The organism is Streptococcus mitis (genome assembly GCF_003942685.1).
Lineage (GTDB): Bacteria > Bacillota > Bacilli > Lactobacillales > Streptococcaceae > Streptococcus > Streptococcus mitis_CD.
Map to the genome: position 1 here is coordinate 1 of NZ_RJNR01000011.1, position 16,383 is coordinate 16,383.

5 protein-coding genes and 2 pseudogenes are annotated in these 16,383 nt (G+C 40.3%); 6 read left to right on the forward strand and 1 reads right to left on the reverse strand.

Annotated features, from left to right (window positions below):
- The 6 genes and pseudogenes from D8855_RS07750 to D8855_RS07770 all read left to right on the forward strand — a co-directional run.
- Nucleotides 1-1,090, forward strand: a 1,090-nt coding sequence (locus D8855_RS07750) for a MucBP domain-containing protein (RefSeq protein ID WP_125416831.1), incomplete at its 5' end; no start/stop codon positions are given.
- A 157-nt stretch (nt 1,091-1,247) separates the two neighbouring features.
- Nucleotides 1,248-2,105 carry a bifunctional methylenetetrahydrofolate dehydrogenase/methenyltetrahydrofolate cyclohydrolase gene (locus D8855_RS07755; RefSeq protein ID WP_185757576.1) on the forward strand — a complete coding sequence of 286 codons (858 nt, stop codon included), beginning with the start codon at nt 1,248-1,250 and terminating at the stop codon, nt 2,103-2,105.
- 365 nt (nt 2,106-2,470) lie between these two features.
- A complete protein-coding gene (locus tag D8855_RS07760) occupies nt 2,471-9,682 on the forward strand; it encodes an SIALI-17 repeat-containing surface protein (RefSeq protein WP_125416833.1) in 7,212 nt (2,403 codons plus the stop codon).
- Between the two features lie 164 nt (nt 9,683-9,846).
- A pseudogene (locus D8855_RS10835) lies at nt 9,847-9,954 on the forward strand (YSIRK-type signal peptide-containing protein); the annotation flags it as partial.
- A 279-nt stretch (nt 9,955-10,233) separates the two neighbouring features.
- Nucleotides 10,234-14,967: pseudogene (locus D8855_RS07765) on the forward strand (SIALI-17 repeat-containing surface protein); the annotation flags it as partial.
- A 258-nt stretch (nt 14,968-15,225) separates the two neighbouring features.
- Nucleotides 15,226-16,077, forward strand: coding sequence for an NAD(P)H-hydrate dehydratase (locus tag D8855_RS07770; RefSeq protein WP_070479417.1), 852 nt, complete (start codon nt 15,226-15,228; stop codon nt 16,075-16,077).
- A gap of 24 nt (nt 16,078-16,101) precedes the next feature.
- Here D8855_RS07770 and D8855_RS07775 read toward each other — a convergent pair whose 3' ends face one another.
- Complete coding sequence (locus D8855_RS07775; RefSeq protein WP_001068558.1) at nt 16,102-16,287, reverse strand: hypothetical protein; 186 nt, start codon at nt 16,285-16,287, stop codon at nt 16,102-16,104.
- Nucleotides 16,288-16,383: the final 96 nt, after the last annotated feature.

The window sequence follows — 16,383 nt, forward strand, 5'->3', positions numbered from 1 at the left end:
CAAAGCAAACTTGGTAGTTAAATATGTAGATGAAAAAGGCAAAGACTTAATCCCTTCAGAAACAACAGAAGGAAAAGTGGGAGATGAGTACTCTACAAGTGGAAAAGTTATTCCAGGACACCTACTAGTTCGTGTTGAAGGAGAAGCTAAAGGTAAGATTGGAAAAGATGGTTCAACAGTAACATACGTTTACAAACCAATCGGATCATGGATTCCAAACATCCCAGGTCAACCAACAACTCCAATCAAATATCCAAACGATCCAGCAGATCCAACAAAACCAGGTAAACCAACAGATGTGTTACCATACGTACCAGGATTTACTCCAGAAGATAAAGATGGCAATCCACTTAAACCAGTTGATCCAACAGATCCAACAAAAGGATATGTAGTACCAAACATCCCAACAGATCCAAGTCAAGATACAGTAATTAACTACGTAGCAAACAAAGCTAAACTAGTAGTTAAATATGTAGATGAAAAAGGCAAAGACTTAATCCCTTCAGAAACAACAGAAGGAAAAGTAGGAGATGAGTACACAACAACTGGAAAAGTAATTCCAGGACACCTACTTGTTCGTGTAGATGGAGACGCTAAAGGTAAGATTGGCACAGATGGTTCAACAGTAACATATGTGTACAAACCAATCGGATCATGGATTCCAAACATCCCAGGACAACCAACAACTCCAATCAAGTATCCAAATGATCCAGCAGACCCAACAAAACCAGGGCAACCAACAGAAGTGTTACCATACGTTCCAGGATTCACTCCAGAAGATAAAGATGGCAACCCACTTAAACCAGTTGATCCGAAAGATCCATCAAAAGGATATGTAGTACCAAACATCCCAACAGATCCAAGTCAAGATACAGTAATTAACTATGTTCCAAATCCTAGGGAAGTAGAAAAACCTGCTAAACCAGCTCAACCTTCTAAACCTTCTAAACAAGAAACACCTAAANATGTTGAAGNTCAAAAAGANTTGCCTAACACAGGTACAGAAGCTAGCGCTAGTCTAGCATCGCTCGGACTTCTTGGAGCACTAGGAGGGTTTGGACTTCTTGCTCGTAAGAAAAAAGAAGATTAAATCTAATTAGATTTTCTAATAAGAATAAGGAGTTGGATGGAATATCCGCTCCTTTTTCTTATAGTTTGAAACTATAGGATTGCCTAGGAAAGAAGTGTTAGAGGGGACTAACAGTTTTTGGTATAATGGAAGATATTTGAAAGAAAAGAGAAGTGATATGACACAGATTATTGATGGGAAGGCTCTAGCAGCTAAGTTACAAGGACAGCTGGCTGAAAAGACTGCAAGATTAAAGGAAGAAACAGGTTTAGTACCTGGTTTGGTGGTGATTTTGGTTGGGGACAACCCTGCCAGCCAAGTCTACGTTCGAAATAAGGAACGTTCTGCCCTTGCAGCTGGTTTTCGTAGTGAAGTAGTCCGAGTTCCAGAAACCATTACCCAAGAGGAATTGTTAGACTTGATTGCCAAATACAATCAAGATCCAGTTTGGCATGGAATATTGGTCCAGTTACCATTACCAAAACATATCGATGAAGAGGCAGTTTTATTAGCCATTGACCCAGAAAAGGATGTGGATGGTTTCCATCCCTTAAACATGGGGCGTCTCTGGTCTGGTCATCCAGTCATGATTCCTTCTACACCAGCAGGGATTATGGAAATGTTCCATGAATATGGGATTGACTTGGAAGGTAAAAATGCGGTCGTCATCGGTCGTTCCAATATCGTCGGAAAACCCATGGCCCAGCTTCTTTTGGCAAAGAATGCTACAGTGACTTTGACTCACTCACGGACTCATAATCTTGCCAAGGTGGCTGCTAAAGCAGATATTCTGGTGGTTGCAATCGGTCGTGCCAAGTTTGTGACTGCTGACTTTGTTAAACCTGGAGCAGTTGTCATTGATGTTGGGATGAATCGCGATGAAAATGGGAAGCTATGTGGTGATGTTGATTATGAGGCAGTTGCCCCACTTGCTAGCCACATCACACCAGTTCCTGGAGGTGTAGGTCCTATGACCATTACCATGCTGATGGAGCAAACTTATCAAGCAGCACTTCGGACATTGGATAGAAAATAGGAAAAAAGAAGGTAGAATAATATTTTACCTTCTTTTTATATAATGCAGTCTAAAATGATATGAGTCCATAAACTATAAATTTGAAGTATGAAAATGCTATTAATAGAATGAAATTTGTATTGGAAAGAGTCTAGAATAGAAAGCTACTTTCATTGCACTTATTTCTTTTGAATGAACTTATCTTGCATACCATTTTATTAGGTTAAATTGATGGAAAATGATTGCAATTTTAGGTGTGTTTTGATATATTTAATATATAAAATATATTATCGAACTTGGTACGTGTTTGTGTATTCAGAAGGAGGTCGTTTTTTAAAATAAAGTAAGCGCTTACTTTGTATCAAGAAAAAGAAATGAGGATTTTAATGAACAAAAGACTTTTTGATAAACGTTGTCATTATAGCATTCGTAAATTTGCAATAGGTGCGGCATCTGTAATGATTGGGGCTAGTATATTTGGCATTTCAGCTGTACAAGCTGAGGAAGTGGCTTCATCCAATACTCAAACAGAAGAAACAACTGTTCATCAACCTCAGCCTTTAGATAAGCTTCCTGATGATGTGGCAGCTGCTATCGCAAAGGCTGATGAGAATGGTGGGCGTGAGTTTGTAAAACCCAAAGCTGAGTCGACAGAAGATAAAGTGACTAAGGATACAGAAACTACTAGACCTGCTAACGATGGTAATCATGAATTGGCTAGTCCTAAAGTGGAAACTCCAAATAAAGTAGAAGAAGGAACCAAAACTGAGGACAAACAGAAATCTGAAGAGGCAAATCCAAAGCCTGTTGAATCTGCAGTAACAGCTGGAACAGAAGTAAAAGAGGATTCTAAAAAAACTTCTGAAAAGGACCAAGTGAAAGCAGACACAGAGATCAAACCTTCTTCTGAAAAATCGCAAGCACTATCTGGAGAGTCAAACAAAGCTGAAGTTGAAAAGGAAAAACAACTATTATCGGATCGAAAACAAGATTTTAATAAAGATTGGTATTTTAAACTAAATGCCCAAGGCGATTTTTCAAAAAAAGATGTGGATGTTCATGATTGGTCCAAATTGAATCTTCCTCATGATTGGAGTATTTATTTTGACTTTGATCACAAGTCTCCCGCGCGTAATGAAGGTGGCCAGTTAAATGGTGGAACAGCCTGGTATCGTAAGACTTTCACATTAAATGAAGCAGACAAGAATAAGGATGTTCGTATCAATTTTGATGGGGTTTACATGGATTCAAAGGTCTATGTAAATGGTAAATTTGTAGGACATTATCCAAGTGGCTATAATCATTTTTCATATGATATCACAGAATTTTTAAACAAGGATGGTAGTGAAAATTCAATTACTGTTCAAGTGACCAATAAGCAACCAAGTAGTCGTTGGTATTCAGGAAGTGGGATTTATCGTGATGTAACTCTTAGTTATCGTGATAAAGTCCATGTTGCCGAAAATGGTAATCATATCACTACTCCAAAACTTGCTGAGCAAAAAGAAGGGAATGTTGAAACACAGGTTCAAAGTAAGATTAAAAATACGGATAAGAAGACTGCTAAAGTTTTTGTGGAACAACAAATTTTCACTAAGGAAGGCAAGGTTGTCTCAGAATTAGTTCGCTCTGAAACGAAGAATTTAGCAGAAAATGAAACTGCAGATTTCAGACAAACAATCCTAGTTAATAAACCAACTCTTTGGACGACAAAAAGTTATCATCCTCAACTGTATGTGCTGAAAACAAAGGTTTATAAAGAAGGTCAACTAGTTGATGTAACAGAAGATACATTTGGTTACCGCTATTTTAATTGGACTGCTAAGGATGGTTTCTCTCTGAATGGTGAACGCATGAAATTCCACGGAGTAAGTATTCACCATGACAATGGAGCCTTGGGTGCAGAAGAGAATTATAAGGCTACCTATCGTAAATTAAAACTCCTGAAAGATATGGGGGTTAACTCTATTCGAACAACCCACAATCCAGCTAGCCCTCAGTTGCTTGATGCTGCAGCTAGTTTAGGTCTTTTGGTTCAAGAGGAAGCTTTTGATACTTGGTATGGTGGCAAGAAGACTTACGACTATGGACGTTTCTTTGATCAAGATGCAACTCATCCTGAAGCTAAGAAGGGTGAGAAGTGGTCTGATTTTGATCTTAGAACAATGGTAGAACGTGATAAGAACAATCCGTCTATCGTCATGTGGTCTCTTGGAAATGAGGTAGAAGAGGCAAATGGTAGTCCTCGCTCTATCGAAACTGCTAAGCGTCTGAAGGCTATTATCAAGGCGATTGATACTGAGCGTTATGTCACCATGGGTGAAAATAAATTTAGTCGTGCAGCGACAGGTGATTTCTTGAAACTCGCAGAAATCATGGATGCTGTCGGTATGAACTATGGTGAACGTTTTTATGATGCGGTTCGTAGAGCGCATCCAGACTGGCTCATTTATGGTTCTGAAACCTCTTCAGCTACTAGAACGCGTGATTCTTATTACAATCCTGCTCAAATCCTTGGACACGATAACCGTCCAAATCGTCACTATGAACAATCTGATTATGGTAACGACCGTGTTGGGTGGGGAAGAACAGCTACTGAGTCATGGACTTTTGACCGTGATCGCGCTGGCTATGCCGGACAATTTATCTGGACTGGGTTTGATTATATTGGTGAACCAACTCCATGGCATAACCAAGATAATACACCTGTAAAAAGCTCTTACTTTGGTATCATCGATACGGCTGGTTTACCAAAAAATGATTTCTACCTTTATCGCAGTGAGTGGTATAGTGCTAAAGAAAAGCCAACTGTACGTATTTTACCACATTGGAACTGGACTGAAGAGACACTTAAAGAACGTAAGATGTTAGTTGATGGAAAAGTTCCGGTTCGTACCTTCTCAAATGCTGCAAGTGTCGAATTGTTCTTAAATGGACAGTCGCTTGGTAAAAAGGAATATACGAAGAAAAGGACAGAAGATGGACGTCCTTATCATGAAGGGGCTAAACCAAGTGAATTGTATCTCGAGTGGCTTGTGAAATACCAACCCGGCACACTGACTGCGATTGCTCGAGATGAAAATGGCAACGAAATTGCGCGTGATAGTGTGACAACTGCAGGGGAACCAGCAAGAGTTCGTCTGACTAAAGAAGAGCATGTTATCACTGCAGATGGGAAAGACCTATCCTACATCCATTACGAAATTGTTGATGGCGATGGGAATGTGGTTCCGACAGCGAATAATCTTGTTCATTTCAATCTTCATGGTCAGGGACAAATTGTTGGTGTGGATAATGGAGAACAAGCTAGCCGTGAGCGCTACAAAGCTCAAGCGGATGGAACATGGCAAAGACGTGCTTTCAATGGTAAAGGAGTTGTCATTGTAAAATCAACAGAAAAAGAAGGTAAATTTACTCTTTATGCAGATTCTGCTGGTTTGACATCTGATAGCGCAACGGTCGCAACTGTGTCTGGTAAGAAAGAAAACCGTCACTTTGTAGCCTTTGCTCCTGTAAAAGCAACAACTGATGTTAGCACAAATCCTGAATTGCCTCAAACAGTAACAGCTATTTATAGCGACGGTAGTGTTGAGGAAAAGACTGTAACATGGGACGTGCCAGCTGACTTGCTTAAAAGTGCAGGTGAGAAAAAAGTATCTGGACGTGTAGAAGGTTTGGAAACCAAAGCTGAGGCACTTGTAAAAGTGATTGCCTTAGATAGATGGTTACCAAAAGTTGCTACAGTACCAGTTGGTACAACTGCAGCAGATTTGGATAAAACAGTCACAGCTGTTCTGACAGATGGTAGCTTGATTGATACTGATGTTGTTTCTTGGACCTTGAAAGATCCTGCTGCTTTGAACAAGGAAGGTGGACGTACGGAGGCTACTGGTAAATTGGTAGATGATGATCGTGAAGTAACAGCAACCTTTATCGCAAGCAATAAGGAAACAACAAGTAGCATTACAGGACTTACTGTTGGGGATAAAACTCTTGACAACTTTGATCCTGGCAAGACTTATTATCGTGTATCTCTTCCTTACACTGGAACAATTCCAAATGTTGGAGCTCAGACTACTGGTTATCAAGTAACTGTTCAGCAAGCTTCTGCTGATAATGGTTATCAGGCTTCTGTCTTCTTGAGTGACCAAAAGGGTGACTTAGTTCAAACTTACTTAATTCAGTTTGTGAAGGAAGCTCCTGCCTTGAAACGTTTGGAAGTAGTTGTGGAAGGAAAAGAAACTGCTACTGAAGATCAGGTTTTAACTTATCGTGTCATTGGTAGTTATGAGGATGGTTCTCAAACAGAATTTTCAGCTTCAGATATTCACCTAGAAGCTAAATCATCTGATGGTGGGCATCTTGAGGTAAATGGTCAGAATCTATTGCTCTATACTAAGGGAAGAGTGACTTTGACACCTCGAATCGATAATCAAACAGAGAAAACAGAATCTGTAACCACTGAAGTGGTGATTAAAGAAAATAAAGTCAGCAAGAAGATTGTGAAACTTCATCCTGTATCTATTTCTACAGATATTAATCAGCAACCGAATCTACCTAAAGAAGTTGGGGCAGAATTTGATAAGGGCTTGCCACGCAAAGTATCTGTAACTTGGGACAAGGTAGATAAAAAAGAATTGGGTCGCTATCATAGCTTTACCCTTAAAGGACATGTAGAAGGAACAGACATTGAAGCTCAAGCAACGGTGACAGTTGAAGGCTTACAAGTTGCAGAGGAAGTCAGCCTCACAGTACCTAAGGGTGAGACAGTTCAATTGCCAGCTAATGTTCGTGCTTACCATTCTAACGGAACAACTATCTACAAAGATGTGGTTTGGGAACAGGTTCCAGCCAACTTTAGTCAAACTGAAGGGGTCTATGAAATCAATGGTCGTTTAGTAGGTAGCAATCTTACAACTAAAGCTCATGTTCGAGTGTCTAGTCAAGTTGTTGCTGGAAATAATATCTCTAAACAATGGACAGGGTCACAATTGCCAGCTGCCATTGTATCCAATACAGGAGGAGATGATTCAGCTAATACCTTGAACGACCTAACTGTGTCAAGAACGCCAACAGATGCTAAAAATAGATGGACTACTTGGAGAACAAATACTGATAATGACTGGGCTTCTATCTTGTTTGGTAATTCAGGAGACTTGACGAAACGTTTTGTCAACAATTTGTCGGTTGATTTCTATACTGATGGAGCAATTGGTCTTCCAAAAGAATATGTAGTTGAATATTATGTAGGTAAAGAAATTCCAGATTTACCAAGTGATGTCAGCAATGCTCAGCGTGATACTAATCATCCATTTAATAATCCAGCCAACTGGAAGGCAGTTGAAAACTTACATGCTCCAAGCCAGCTATCTGCAACTCAAACCAATCACTTTACCTTTGACAAGGTAGAAACCTATGCTGTTCGTCTTCGAATGAAAAAGGCTGAAGGTACTGCGGGAGTTGGTCTGACAGAGCTAACTATCCTTGGAAACAAGGTCTTAAGTGAAACAAGTTCAGATATTTCTATCAAAGTAGATGGCAAGGATCTTGAACACTTTAATCCATCGAAAACAGATTATTATATTCCTCAATCTAGCAAGGAAATTACTGCAACAGCTAGCAACAATGGTTTGGTTACTCTTGTTCCAGCAACAAGTCCAAAAGGTGCGACACGTCTTATTTTGAAGGCTGAAGATGGTACTATTTTAAAAGAATATCGGATCTACCGTAATGATGAAAAAGATACAAGTCTACCTTTAGCAGCTGAAAATGGTGCAACTACTTTGAAGCTCGGAGATACCCTTCAACTTCCATCAGAAGTCACTGTTTATTATCCAACTTCAAATACTTGGACTACAGATAAACTGGCAGTGAAATGGGATGCTATTCCTCAACATGCGACAGAGCATGAGGGAAGATTCCAAGTAACTGGTCATGTCATCGGTACAAATCTAACAACTACCATGCAAGTAACAGTTGTAGCTAAAGGAAATCAAGTCATCTCAGAAAATCCAAGCAACAATGAAACGGACTCTAAAGCCTTTGCTTCAACAACGAACGATACACAAGCAGCTTCACATGATAGAATTTTCTATATCAATGATGGAAAATACAATGAAGATGGACGTTGGACAAACTGGTCTCGTACTCCGAAAAATCAAGAAACTTCTGTTGGATTACTCTTTAAGAAGGATGGAAAAATTACTTCTCAATCTATCGGAAAAGTAGCCATTCAGTTCTTTAAAGATAGTGGCACAGATGCTCCTGAGAAAATGGTTCTAGAAAGATATATTGGTCCAGCCTTTACAGAACCAAGTACGATTTCTCGTTACGAAGAAAATGCTGACCATCCATTCAACAAGGCAGAAAATTGGGCACCAATTCCTTACAAAGCTTCTGGAGAATTAGTAGCTGGGAAACCAATCGAGTTTAACTTTGATCCGATTCAAACGACAGCTATTCGTGCTCGAATGACTCGTAAGTCTACTACTAACGGTCTAGCAGTAGTCGAATTTACAGCCTATTCTGCAGGCAAGGGAGCAGAAGTCGAAACACCATCAGCGACTATTTCAATCGATGGAAAAGCATTGGAAAACTTTGATCCAAATGTGACAGAGTACACCCTAACAACAATGGGAACTAAACCAAAAGTCACTGCGACAACTAGTGGACATGGAGTAGTCACGGTAGTGGATTATGGAAATACAAATCTTCCAACACTCGTTCGTCTTGTTTCCAAAGATGGAAATCTGGTGAAAGAATATCGTTTACACTTTAAGTCTACCTTCCAAACAACACCGACAGAAGGCGTTAAGAACTTAGTAGCAGAAACTCCAAGTTTAGAAATTGAAAAGACTCCACTTCCGTTTAAAGAAGTTATTCGTGAAAACCCTGAACTTGCTCAAGGTCAACGTCGTGTAGTTTCTGAAGGACAAGCTGGAGAAAAAGTTGACTATATTCAAGTATCAGGAACTAATAGAACTCTTGTTCATTCTGAACAAAGAAAAGCTCAAAATCGTATTATCGAGGTAGGAGTAAAACCATTTATTTCAAATAGTAAGGGTGAGGAACCTTCGCCAGTAAACGAAGTTCCAGAATTCAAAGGCGGTGCTAACTTTGTAGAAGCAGCAGTGAACGAAGTTCCAGAGTTCAAAGGCGGTGCTAACTTTGTAGAAGCGGCAGTAAACGAAGTTCCAGAATTCAAAGGTGGTGCTAACTTTGTAGAAGCAGCAGTAAACGAAGCTCCAGAATACACAGGAATTCTAGCTACAGTAGGAGATCAAGCAGTACCAAGTGTTGAGAAACCTGAATTTAAGGGTGGCGTTAATGCTGTAATGGCTCTAGAACATAAACTTCCAGAGTACCGTGGTATTCTAGCTACAGTAGGTAATCAACCAGCACCGACAGTAGAAAAACCAGAGTTTAAACTAAGTTCGTTAGAAAAAGCTCAGACTCCAGAAGTACCAGTTCAAGTTGCCAAGGAAGACAAGAGATTGCCAGAAACTGGTGAAAAACAGTCAGAAACAGCTATTTTCTTGGCAGGTGTTGCCTTGGCCTTATCAGCAGCTTTATTAACTGCAAAACGCAAAGAAGACTAGTCTGTGCGCCTAATACCATTCTAGTTGTATAGATTGGTAGAAGATAAAAAATGAATCGATAAATGAGTCGAATAGATGGAGAGGGCCAATTAGTCCTCCCCGTCTTTACTAGTGAAAATGGAATCGTTTACTTTCGTGTTTGGACGAAAGGAGATAAGATAAAGATGGATAAAAATTTTTTCAATAAACGTTGTCATTACAGTATTCGTAAATTCGCTATTGGAGTAGCTTCTGTTATGATTGGTGCCAGTATCTTTGGTGTTAATCTAGTAGAGGCTGCAGAAACAGGTAGTGTAGGAGATAAAGAGGGAACTATAACTCAAGCTGAGCCATTAGAAAAGTTACCTGATGAACTTGCGGCAGTTTTGAAGAAAGCAGAAGAAAATACTGGGAAGGAAGCTAGCTCGACAGTTGGAAATGGAGAAACTACAGGAACGATTGGTTCTACTGATTCGACAAATAATCTTAAACCAGCTGAAGCACCTGGAATTCCAGAGAATGAAACAAAGCCGTCTGAAGCTATGAGTGGAGGACAAAATGATAAAGAAATCTCTAAACCTAGTCAACCAACTACACCTGAAACTCCAAAAGTAGATCAAACAGGTGATGGAACAGTTGAACTAGCGGATCAATTCACTGCAAGCAAACCAGCTAGCGAAGATAGTATTGCAGCTGCCAGCAAGAGCGCAGATTATCTCAAGAAAGAGTACAAGGTCTTCCCAACTCCACAAAAAGTGACTTATGGAGAAGGAGTCACAGCCCTTCGTAAGCAAGTCAATCTGGTTATGGGAGATCAACTCGATATCTATACTCGTAATCGCTTGAAGAGTGTCTTGCAGGACAATCAAGTATCTTACAAAACTAGTAAAACGGCAGTTTCTGGCGCAACTAATATCTATCTTGGAGTGCATGGACAAGGTTCACAAGCAGAGCAAAATATGTCCAAGGTTTCAGCAGGTCTCTTTGACAAGATTGATGCCTATGCCTTGACCATCAAGGATAATTCGATTTCTATCGTCGGAAAAGACACAGATGCAGTCTTCTATGGTTTGACAACCTTGAAACACATGCTTAAGGAAAGTCAAGTTCCAGTTCTTCGCAATGTGACAGTGGAAGATTACGTTGAAATTAAGAACCGTGGTTTCATCGAAGGTTACTATGGAAATCCATGGTCTAATGAAAATCGTAAAGAATTGATGCGTTATGGAAGTGAATTGAAGTTAACTCAATACTATTTCGCACCAAAAGATGATCCATACCACAATAAGAAATGGCGTGAACTTTACCCAGAAGAAAAACTGGCTGAAATCCGAGAACTTGCACGTGTCGGTAATCAAACGAAAACACGTTATGTTTGGACCATCCATCCATTTATGAACAATCGTATCCGCTTTGGCAATGAAGCGCATTACCAGGCTGACCTTGCAACAATAAAGGCTAAGTTTACTCAGTTGTTGGACGTGGGAGTGCGTGAATTTGGTGTGCTTGCAGATGATGCACCAAGCCCAGTTGGTGGTTACCATAGTTATGTTCGCTTGATGAAGGATATCACAAATTGGTTGACTGAAAAACAAACAACATACAGTGGTCTCCGTAAAGATATGATTTTTGTTCCTGCCTGGTACATGGGGCAAGGAACTGAAGCTGAACTTCGGACCTTGAATGAACATCTTCCTGAAAATGTTCATTTAACTCTTACTGGTGGAAAGGTCTGGGGGGCTGTTGATCAAACATTCTTAACGAACTTAAAGAAAAATTTAACAGAAGGTGGTAAGACTTACCGTCCAATTCAGTTCTGGATTAACTGGCCATGTAATGACAATACAAAACCCCACCTAATTCTTGGAGGTGGTGAAAAATTCTTACATCCAAATGTTGATTTATCGCTTGCACAAGGAATTATGCTAAATCCAATGCAACAATCTGAAGCATCTAAAGTGGCACTTTTTGATATGGCTCAGTATGGATGGAAGCAATGGAGAAGTGCAGAAGAAGCTGAACAAATCAACGATATGGCCTTTAACTATGTAGTCAACGATCATTTTGAAGAAAGCAGTGTTTCAAAGGCTTTTCGAGAACTCGGAAAACACATGCGCAATCAAAATAGACCTCCCCATGTCACTAAATTAGAAGAGTCTGTAAAATTGGCTCCAAAATTGACAGAATTCTATAACAAACTCAAATCTGGTCAAAATCTGGATTCTGAAAGAAAAGAGTTGAGGGACATTTTTGCTGGTTTGAAAGCCAATGCTCTTCTACTTAAAGAAAAAGGCGATCAGAAATTAATCGAACAAATTCACTATTGGTTAGATAATACAGTAGATCAAATGAACGCGCTTGAAGCTTTCCTAACAGCTACAGAAGGTCTTACTGAAAAGAATGATGCCAAGGTATGGGAGTACTATCAGGCAGGAGTCAAACATTATGACCAGTCAGTTAAACATGCCTTCTTTTACGTTGACCATTATGAATACGCAGAATTTGGTGTCCAACATATTCGACCATTTATCAATAATCTCAAAGAATACTTAGCCTTACATATTCAAGCAATGTTGAATCCAGATAAATTTGTGACAACATTTATTACGAATCGTGCTGGAATAGAAGGCGGATTGAAAGAAGTCACAGATGGTGACTTTGATACACATGTGATTGCCAAAACAACCATTGTAATTGAGAGAGGTGATTATGTAGGCTTACGCTTTAATAAGGCGATTAAAATACACAAATTAGGTTTCGCTACGGGTACTAATACGGCCGATAACTATACCTTTAGTAATGCAGTTGTGGAATATCAAAATGAAAAAGGAGAATGGGTAGCCATAACGAGCCCTGCATATACTGGTCGAGAACGCATTCTGGAATTTAATGACCTCGATATCACAGCTCAAGCTGTTCGTATGATAGCAACAGCTAAGAAGGATAATGCTTGGCTCGCCATGCGTGAAATAGCTGTAAATAGACCCCTAGAATTGGGTAGTAAGAAAGTTAGTGGCACTATTAGTTTAAGTCCAAACCTTGTTTACAAATATGGAACAAGTGTTGTTCAGATGCAAGATGGTCGAGAAAACACAGAATCCATGATGGCACATGTTGATCAGACCAATGTCACACCAGCGCAAGCTTGGGTACAAATGGACTTAGGTGGACTGCATAAAGTAAAACGAGTTCATCTGATGCAAGGAGAACGAGACAAACTAGCATCTGGTGTCATCGAATATTCTGCAGATGGTACAAATTGGACAACGCTTCAAAATTTATCAGGGCAACGAACTTCTGATATCGTGCAAGAATTTACAACTCGTTTTGTTCGCATTCGCAATACACAAACCTTAAATAAGTGGTGGAGAATTGCGGAATTTACAGTAGATGTCGATAGTCCAAATCTTGACTTAACAGATACCAACGTGGACGCCTTGAAGGAAACACCGGTAGTGGATAGCTTGGGACGTTATGAACTTCAAATTCCAGCTGGAACTAAACTTCCTGCTCATAGCTATCTAGGAATGAAGCTTGACCGTATTCATCAAGTCAAGAGCATCCAGCTCCAAGGTCAGGCCAACCCTGCTCTTAGCCTAGAGTACTCTGCAAATGCTCAAGAATGGACACCAGCTAGCCAGTTAACAGATAGAACTGTCGCAACCCACTTGGTACGTTATGTTCGTCTTGTTAATAAAACAGACCAAGAACAGGCTGTTCCATCAACTTCTCTCCTTGTAACGACTAAAGAAGTGCAACCAACAACACTAGAATCAACAACTATGGGTATTCATCCAACATATGGAAGCAATGATGTTCGTAAGATTAATAACCTCGCTCAATTGTTTGATGGTGTGTACAACAACTTCGTTGAGTTTTCAGACTATGCCCATAAAGACGGCCATGTAACCTTGAAACTTGGTAGCGAACGCACTATCAAGAAGATCAGAGCCTACATCCAAGACGGAACTCAAAACTATCTTCGTGATGGTAAAATCCAAGTCAGCCAAGACGGTAAAACTTGGACGGATGTTGTGACAGTGGGAGATGGTGTAGTCAATAGTACACACGATGATTCATTGACAGATGGTTGGACACATGATTCTAAGATGCCGGGAAATCGTTACATCGAGGGTGAATTGACGACACCAGTCAAAGCCAACTATCTTCGTGTCCTCTATACAGCTGATTATGATGCTCGTTTTGTAGGATTTACAGAATTGGTGATCAATGATGGCGAATTTGTCAAACCAATCAATGATCCAACTGTAGAAGGAAACGGTGGCGAAAGCCGAGGCAACTTCTATACTAATCTCGTAGACGGAAAAGTCTTGACTAGCTACAAGGCGGAACAAGATAAGGGTGAATTGGTTTACCACTTATCAGAACCAACCAATGCCAACCATCTACGCCTTGTTTCAAGCCTTCCTGAAGGAGCGAAAGCACGAGTTCAAGCGAGAACACTTAAGGATGGACAAGAAAGTTGGACAGATCTTGGTGTCATTACATCTAGTCTCCAAACCTTTGCTATCCGAAATGGTGGTTCTCTTCTAGATGTTAAACTGGTCTGGGAAGGTGGCAAGGCTGAGTTTTATGAATTAGCGAGCTTCTATCAAGAATTGACAGAAGAACCTGTTCAATCAAGCAAGGGTGAAGAACCAGCACCAGTGCTTGAGGTACCTGAATTTACAGGTGGTGTAAATGCAGTTGAAGCTTTGGTACATGAGCTACCAGCCTACACAGGTCCATTATCAACCGTAGGTGACCAAGCTGCACCGACAGTAGAGAAACCAGAGTTTCAGGGTGGTGTCAACTCAGTTATGGCTTTGAAACATGAACTACCAGAGTACACAGGCCCAGTAGCAACAGTAGGCGACCAAGCCGCTCCAACAGTAGAGAAACCAGAGTTCAAGGGTGGAGTCAACTCAGTTATGGCCTTGAAACACGAACTACCAGAGTACACAGGTCCATTATCAACCGTAGGTGACCAACCAGCTCCGACAGTAGAGAAACCAGAGTTCAAGGGTGGAGTTAACTCCGTTATGGCCTTGAAACATGAGCTACCAGCCTACACAGGTCCATTATCAACCGTAGGTGACCAACCAGCTCCGACAGTAGAAAAAACAGAATTTAAGCTAAGTTCGTTAGAAAAATCTCAGACTCCAGAAGCACCAGTTCAAGTTGCTAAGGAAGACAAGAGATTGCCAGAGACTGGTGAAAAACAGTCAGAAACAGCTATTTTCTTGGCAGGTGTTACCTTGGCCTTATCAGCAGCTTTATTAACTGTAAAACGCAAAGAAGACTAGTCTATGCGCCTAATACCATTCTATTTGTATAGATTGGTAGAAGATAAAAAATGAATCGATAAATGAGTCGAATAGATGGAGAGGACCAATTAGGCCTCTCCGTCTTTACTAGTGAAAATGGAATCGTTTACTTTCGTGTTGGGTCGAAAGGAGAGTAGAGGGGCTTTGTCCCCTCTTTTTCTATATGAACGAAGAGATTTATATTTAAGATGCAAGGTAGATAGACTTTATAGTATAATGAATAGAGAGGAAAAAACGATGAAAGTGATTGATCAAGCCTTACTAGAAAAAGTCATTATTGAACGTTCTCGTACAAGTCATAAAGGAGACTATGGTCGTCTGCTTTTGTTAGGTGGGACCTATCCTTATGGTGGAGCTATCATCATGGCTGCCTTGGTAGCTGTAAAAAGTGGCGCAGGATTGGTGACCGTTGGAACGGATAGGGAAAATATTCCAGCTCTGCACAGCCATTTACCTGAGGCTATGGCCTTTGCTCTTCAAGACCAGCAACTGTTAAAAGAGCAATTGGCGAGGGCAGAAGTTGTCTTATTGGGACCTGGTTTACGAGACGATATTTTTGGAGAAGAACTAGTCAAACAGGTTTTTGCTAGCTTAAGACAGAATCAGATTTTGCTTGTAGACGGAGGTGCTCTGACAATTCTTGCTAGGATAAGTTTGTCATTTCCTTCGAGTCAGCTTATCCTAACTCCCCACCAAAAGGAATGGGAAAAGCTGTCTGGAATTACGATTGAAAAGCAAAATGAAGATACAACGGCTAGTGCCCTAACTTCCTTCCCTCAAGGAACAATTTTGGTAGAGAAAGGTCCAGCTACTCGTATTTGGCAAGCTAGCCAATCTGATTATTACCAGTTACAGGTTGGCGGTCCCTATCAGGCGACTGGTGGTATGGGAGATACACTAGCTGGAATGATTGCAGGATTTGCAGGCCAATTTCGACAGGCCAGTCTCTACGAACGTGTGGCAGTAGCAACCCATCTTCATTCAGCAATAGCACAAGAACTATCTCAAGAACATTATGTGGTCTTGCCGACGGAAATCAGCTCTTATCTGCCCAAAATAATGAAAAAAATATCTCAAAAAGGCACCTGATCGTTTCAGGCGCCTTTGTATTTTTTAGAAAAATCCTTTAATCTTTCCAACGAGGCCATCTAGACCTTCAGAACCAGAAATCAACTGCTGAGCTTGAGAGAAGTATTCTCCAAGCTGTTCTTGATTTTCTGCAACAAATGTTTTTGCAGCTTCGAAATCTTTTGTTTCGATTAGCTCTTTTACTTGATTAAACAAATCTAATGGGTTCATCTTATGTCTCCTTTTCTGTATAATACTATTCAAACATTTTATAAAAATTTTTTCAAGCAAAGAGATTTTTCTATCGAAGTTGAGGGGTGTCAAACA

Coding starts and splice junctions, on each gene's coding strand:
- D8855_RS07760 (WP_125416833.1), top strand. CDS start 2,471: ATGAACAAAAGACTTTTTGATAAACGTTGTCATTATAGCATTCGTAAA.
- D8855_RS07770 (WP_070479417.1), top strand. CDS start 15,226: ATGAAAGTGATTGATCAAGCCTTACTAGAAAAAGTCATTATTGAACGT.
- D8855_RS07755 (WP_185757576.1), top strand. CDS start 1,248: ATGACACAGATTATTGATGGGAAGGCTCTAGCAGCTAAGTTACAAGGA.
- D8855_RS07775 (WP_001068558.1), bottom strand. CDS start 16,287: ATGAACCCATTAGATTTGTTTAATCAAGTAAAAGAGCTAATCGAAACA.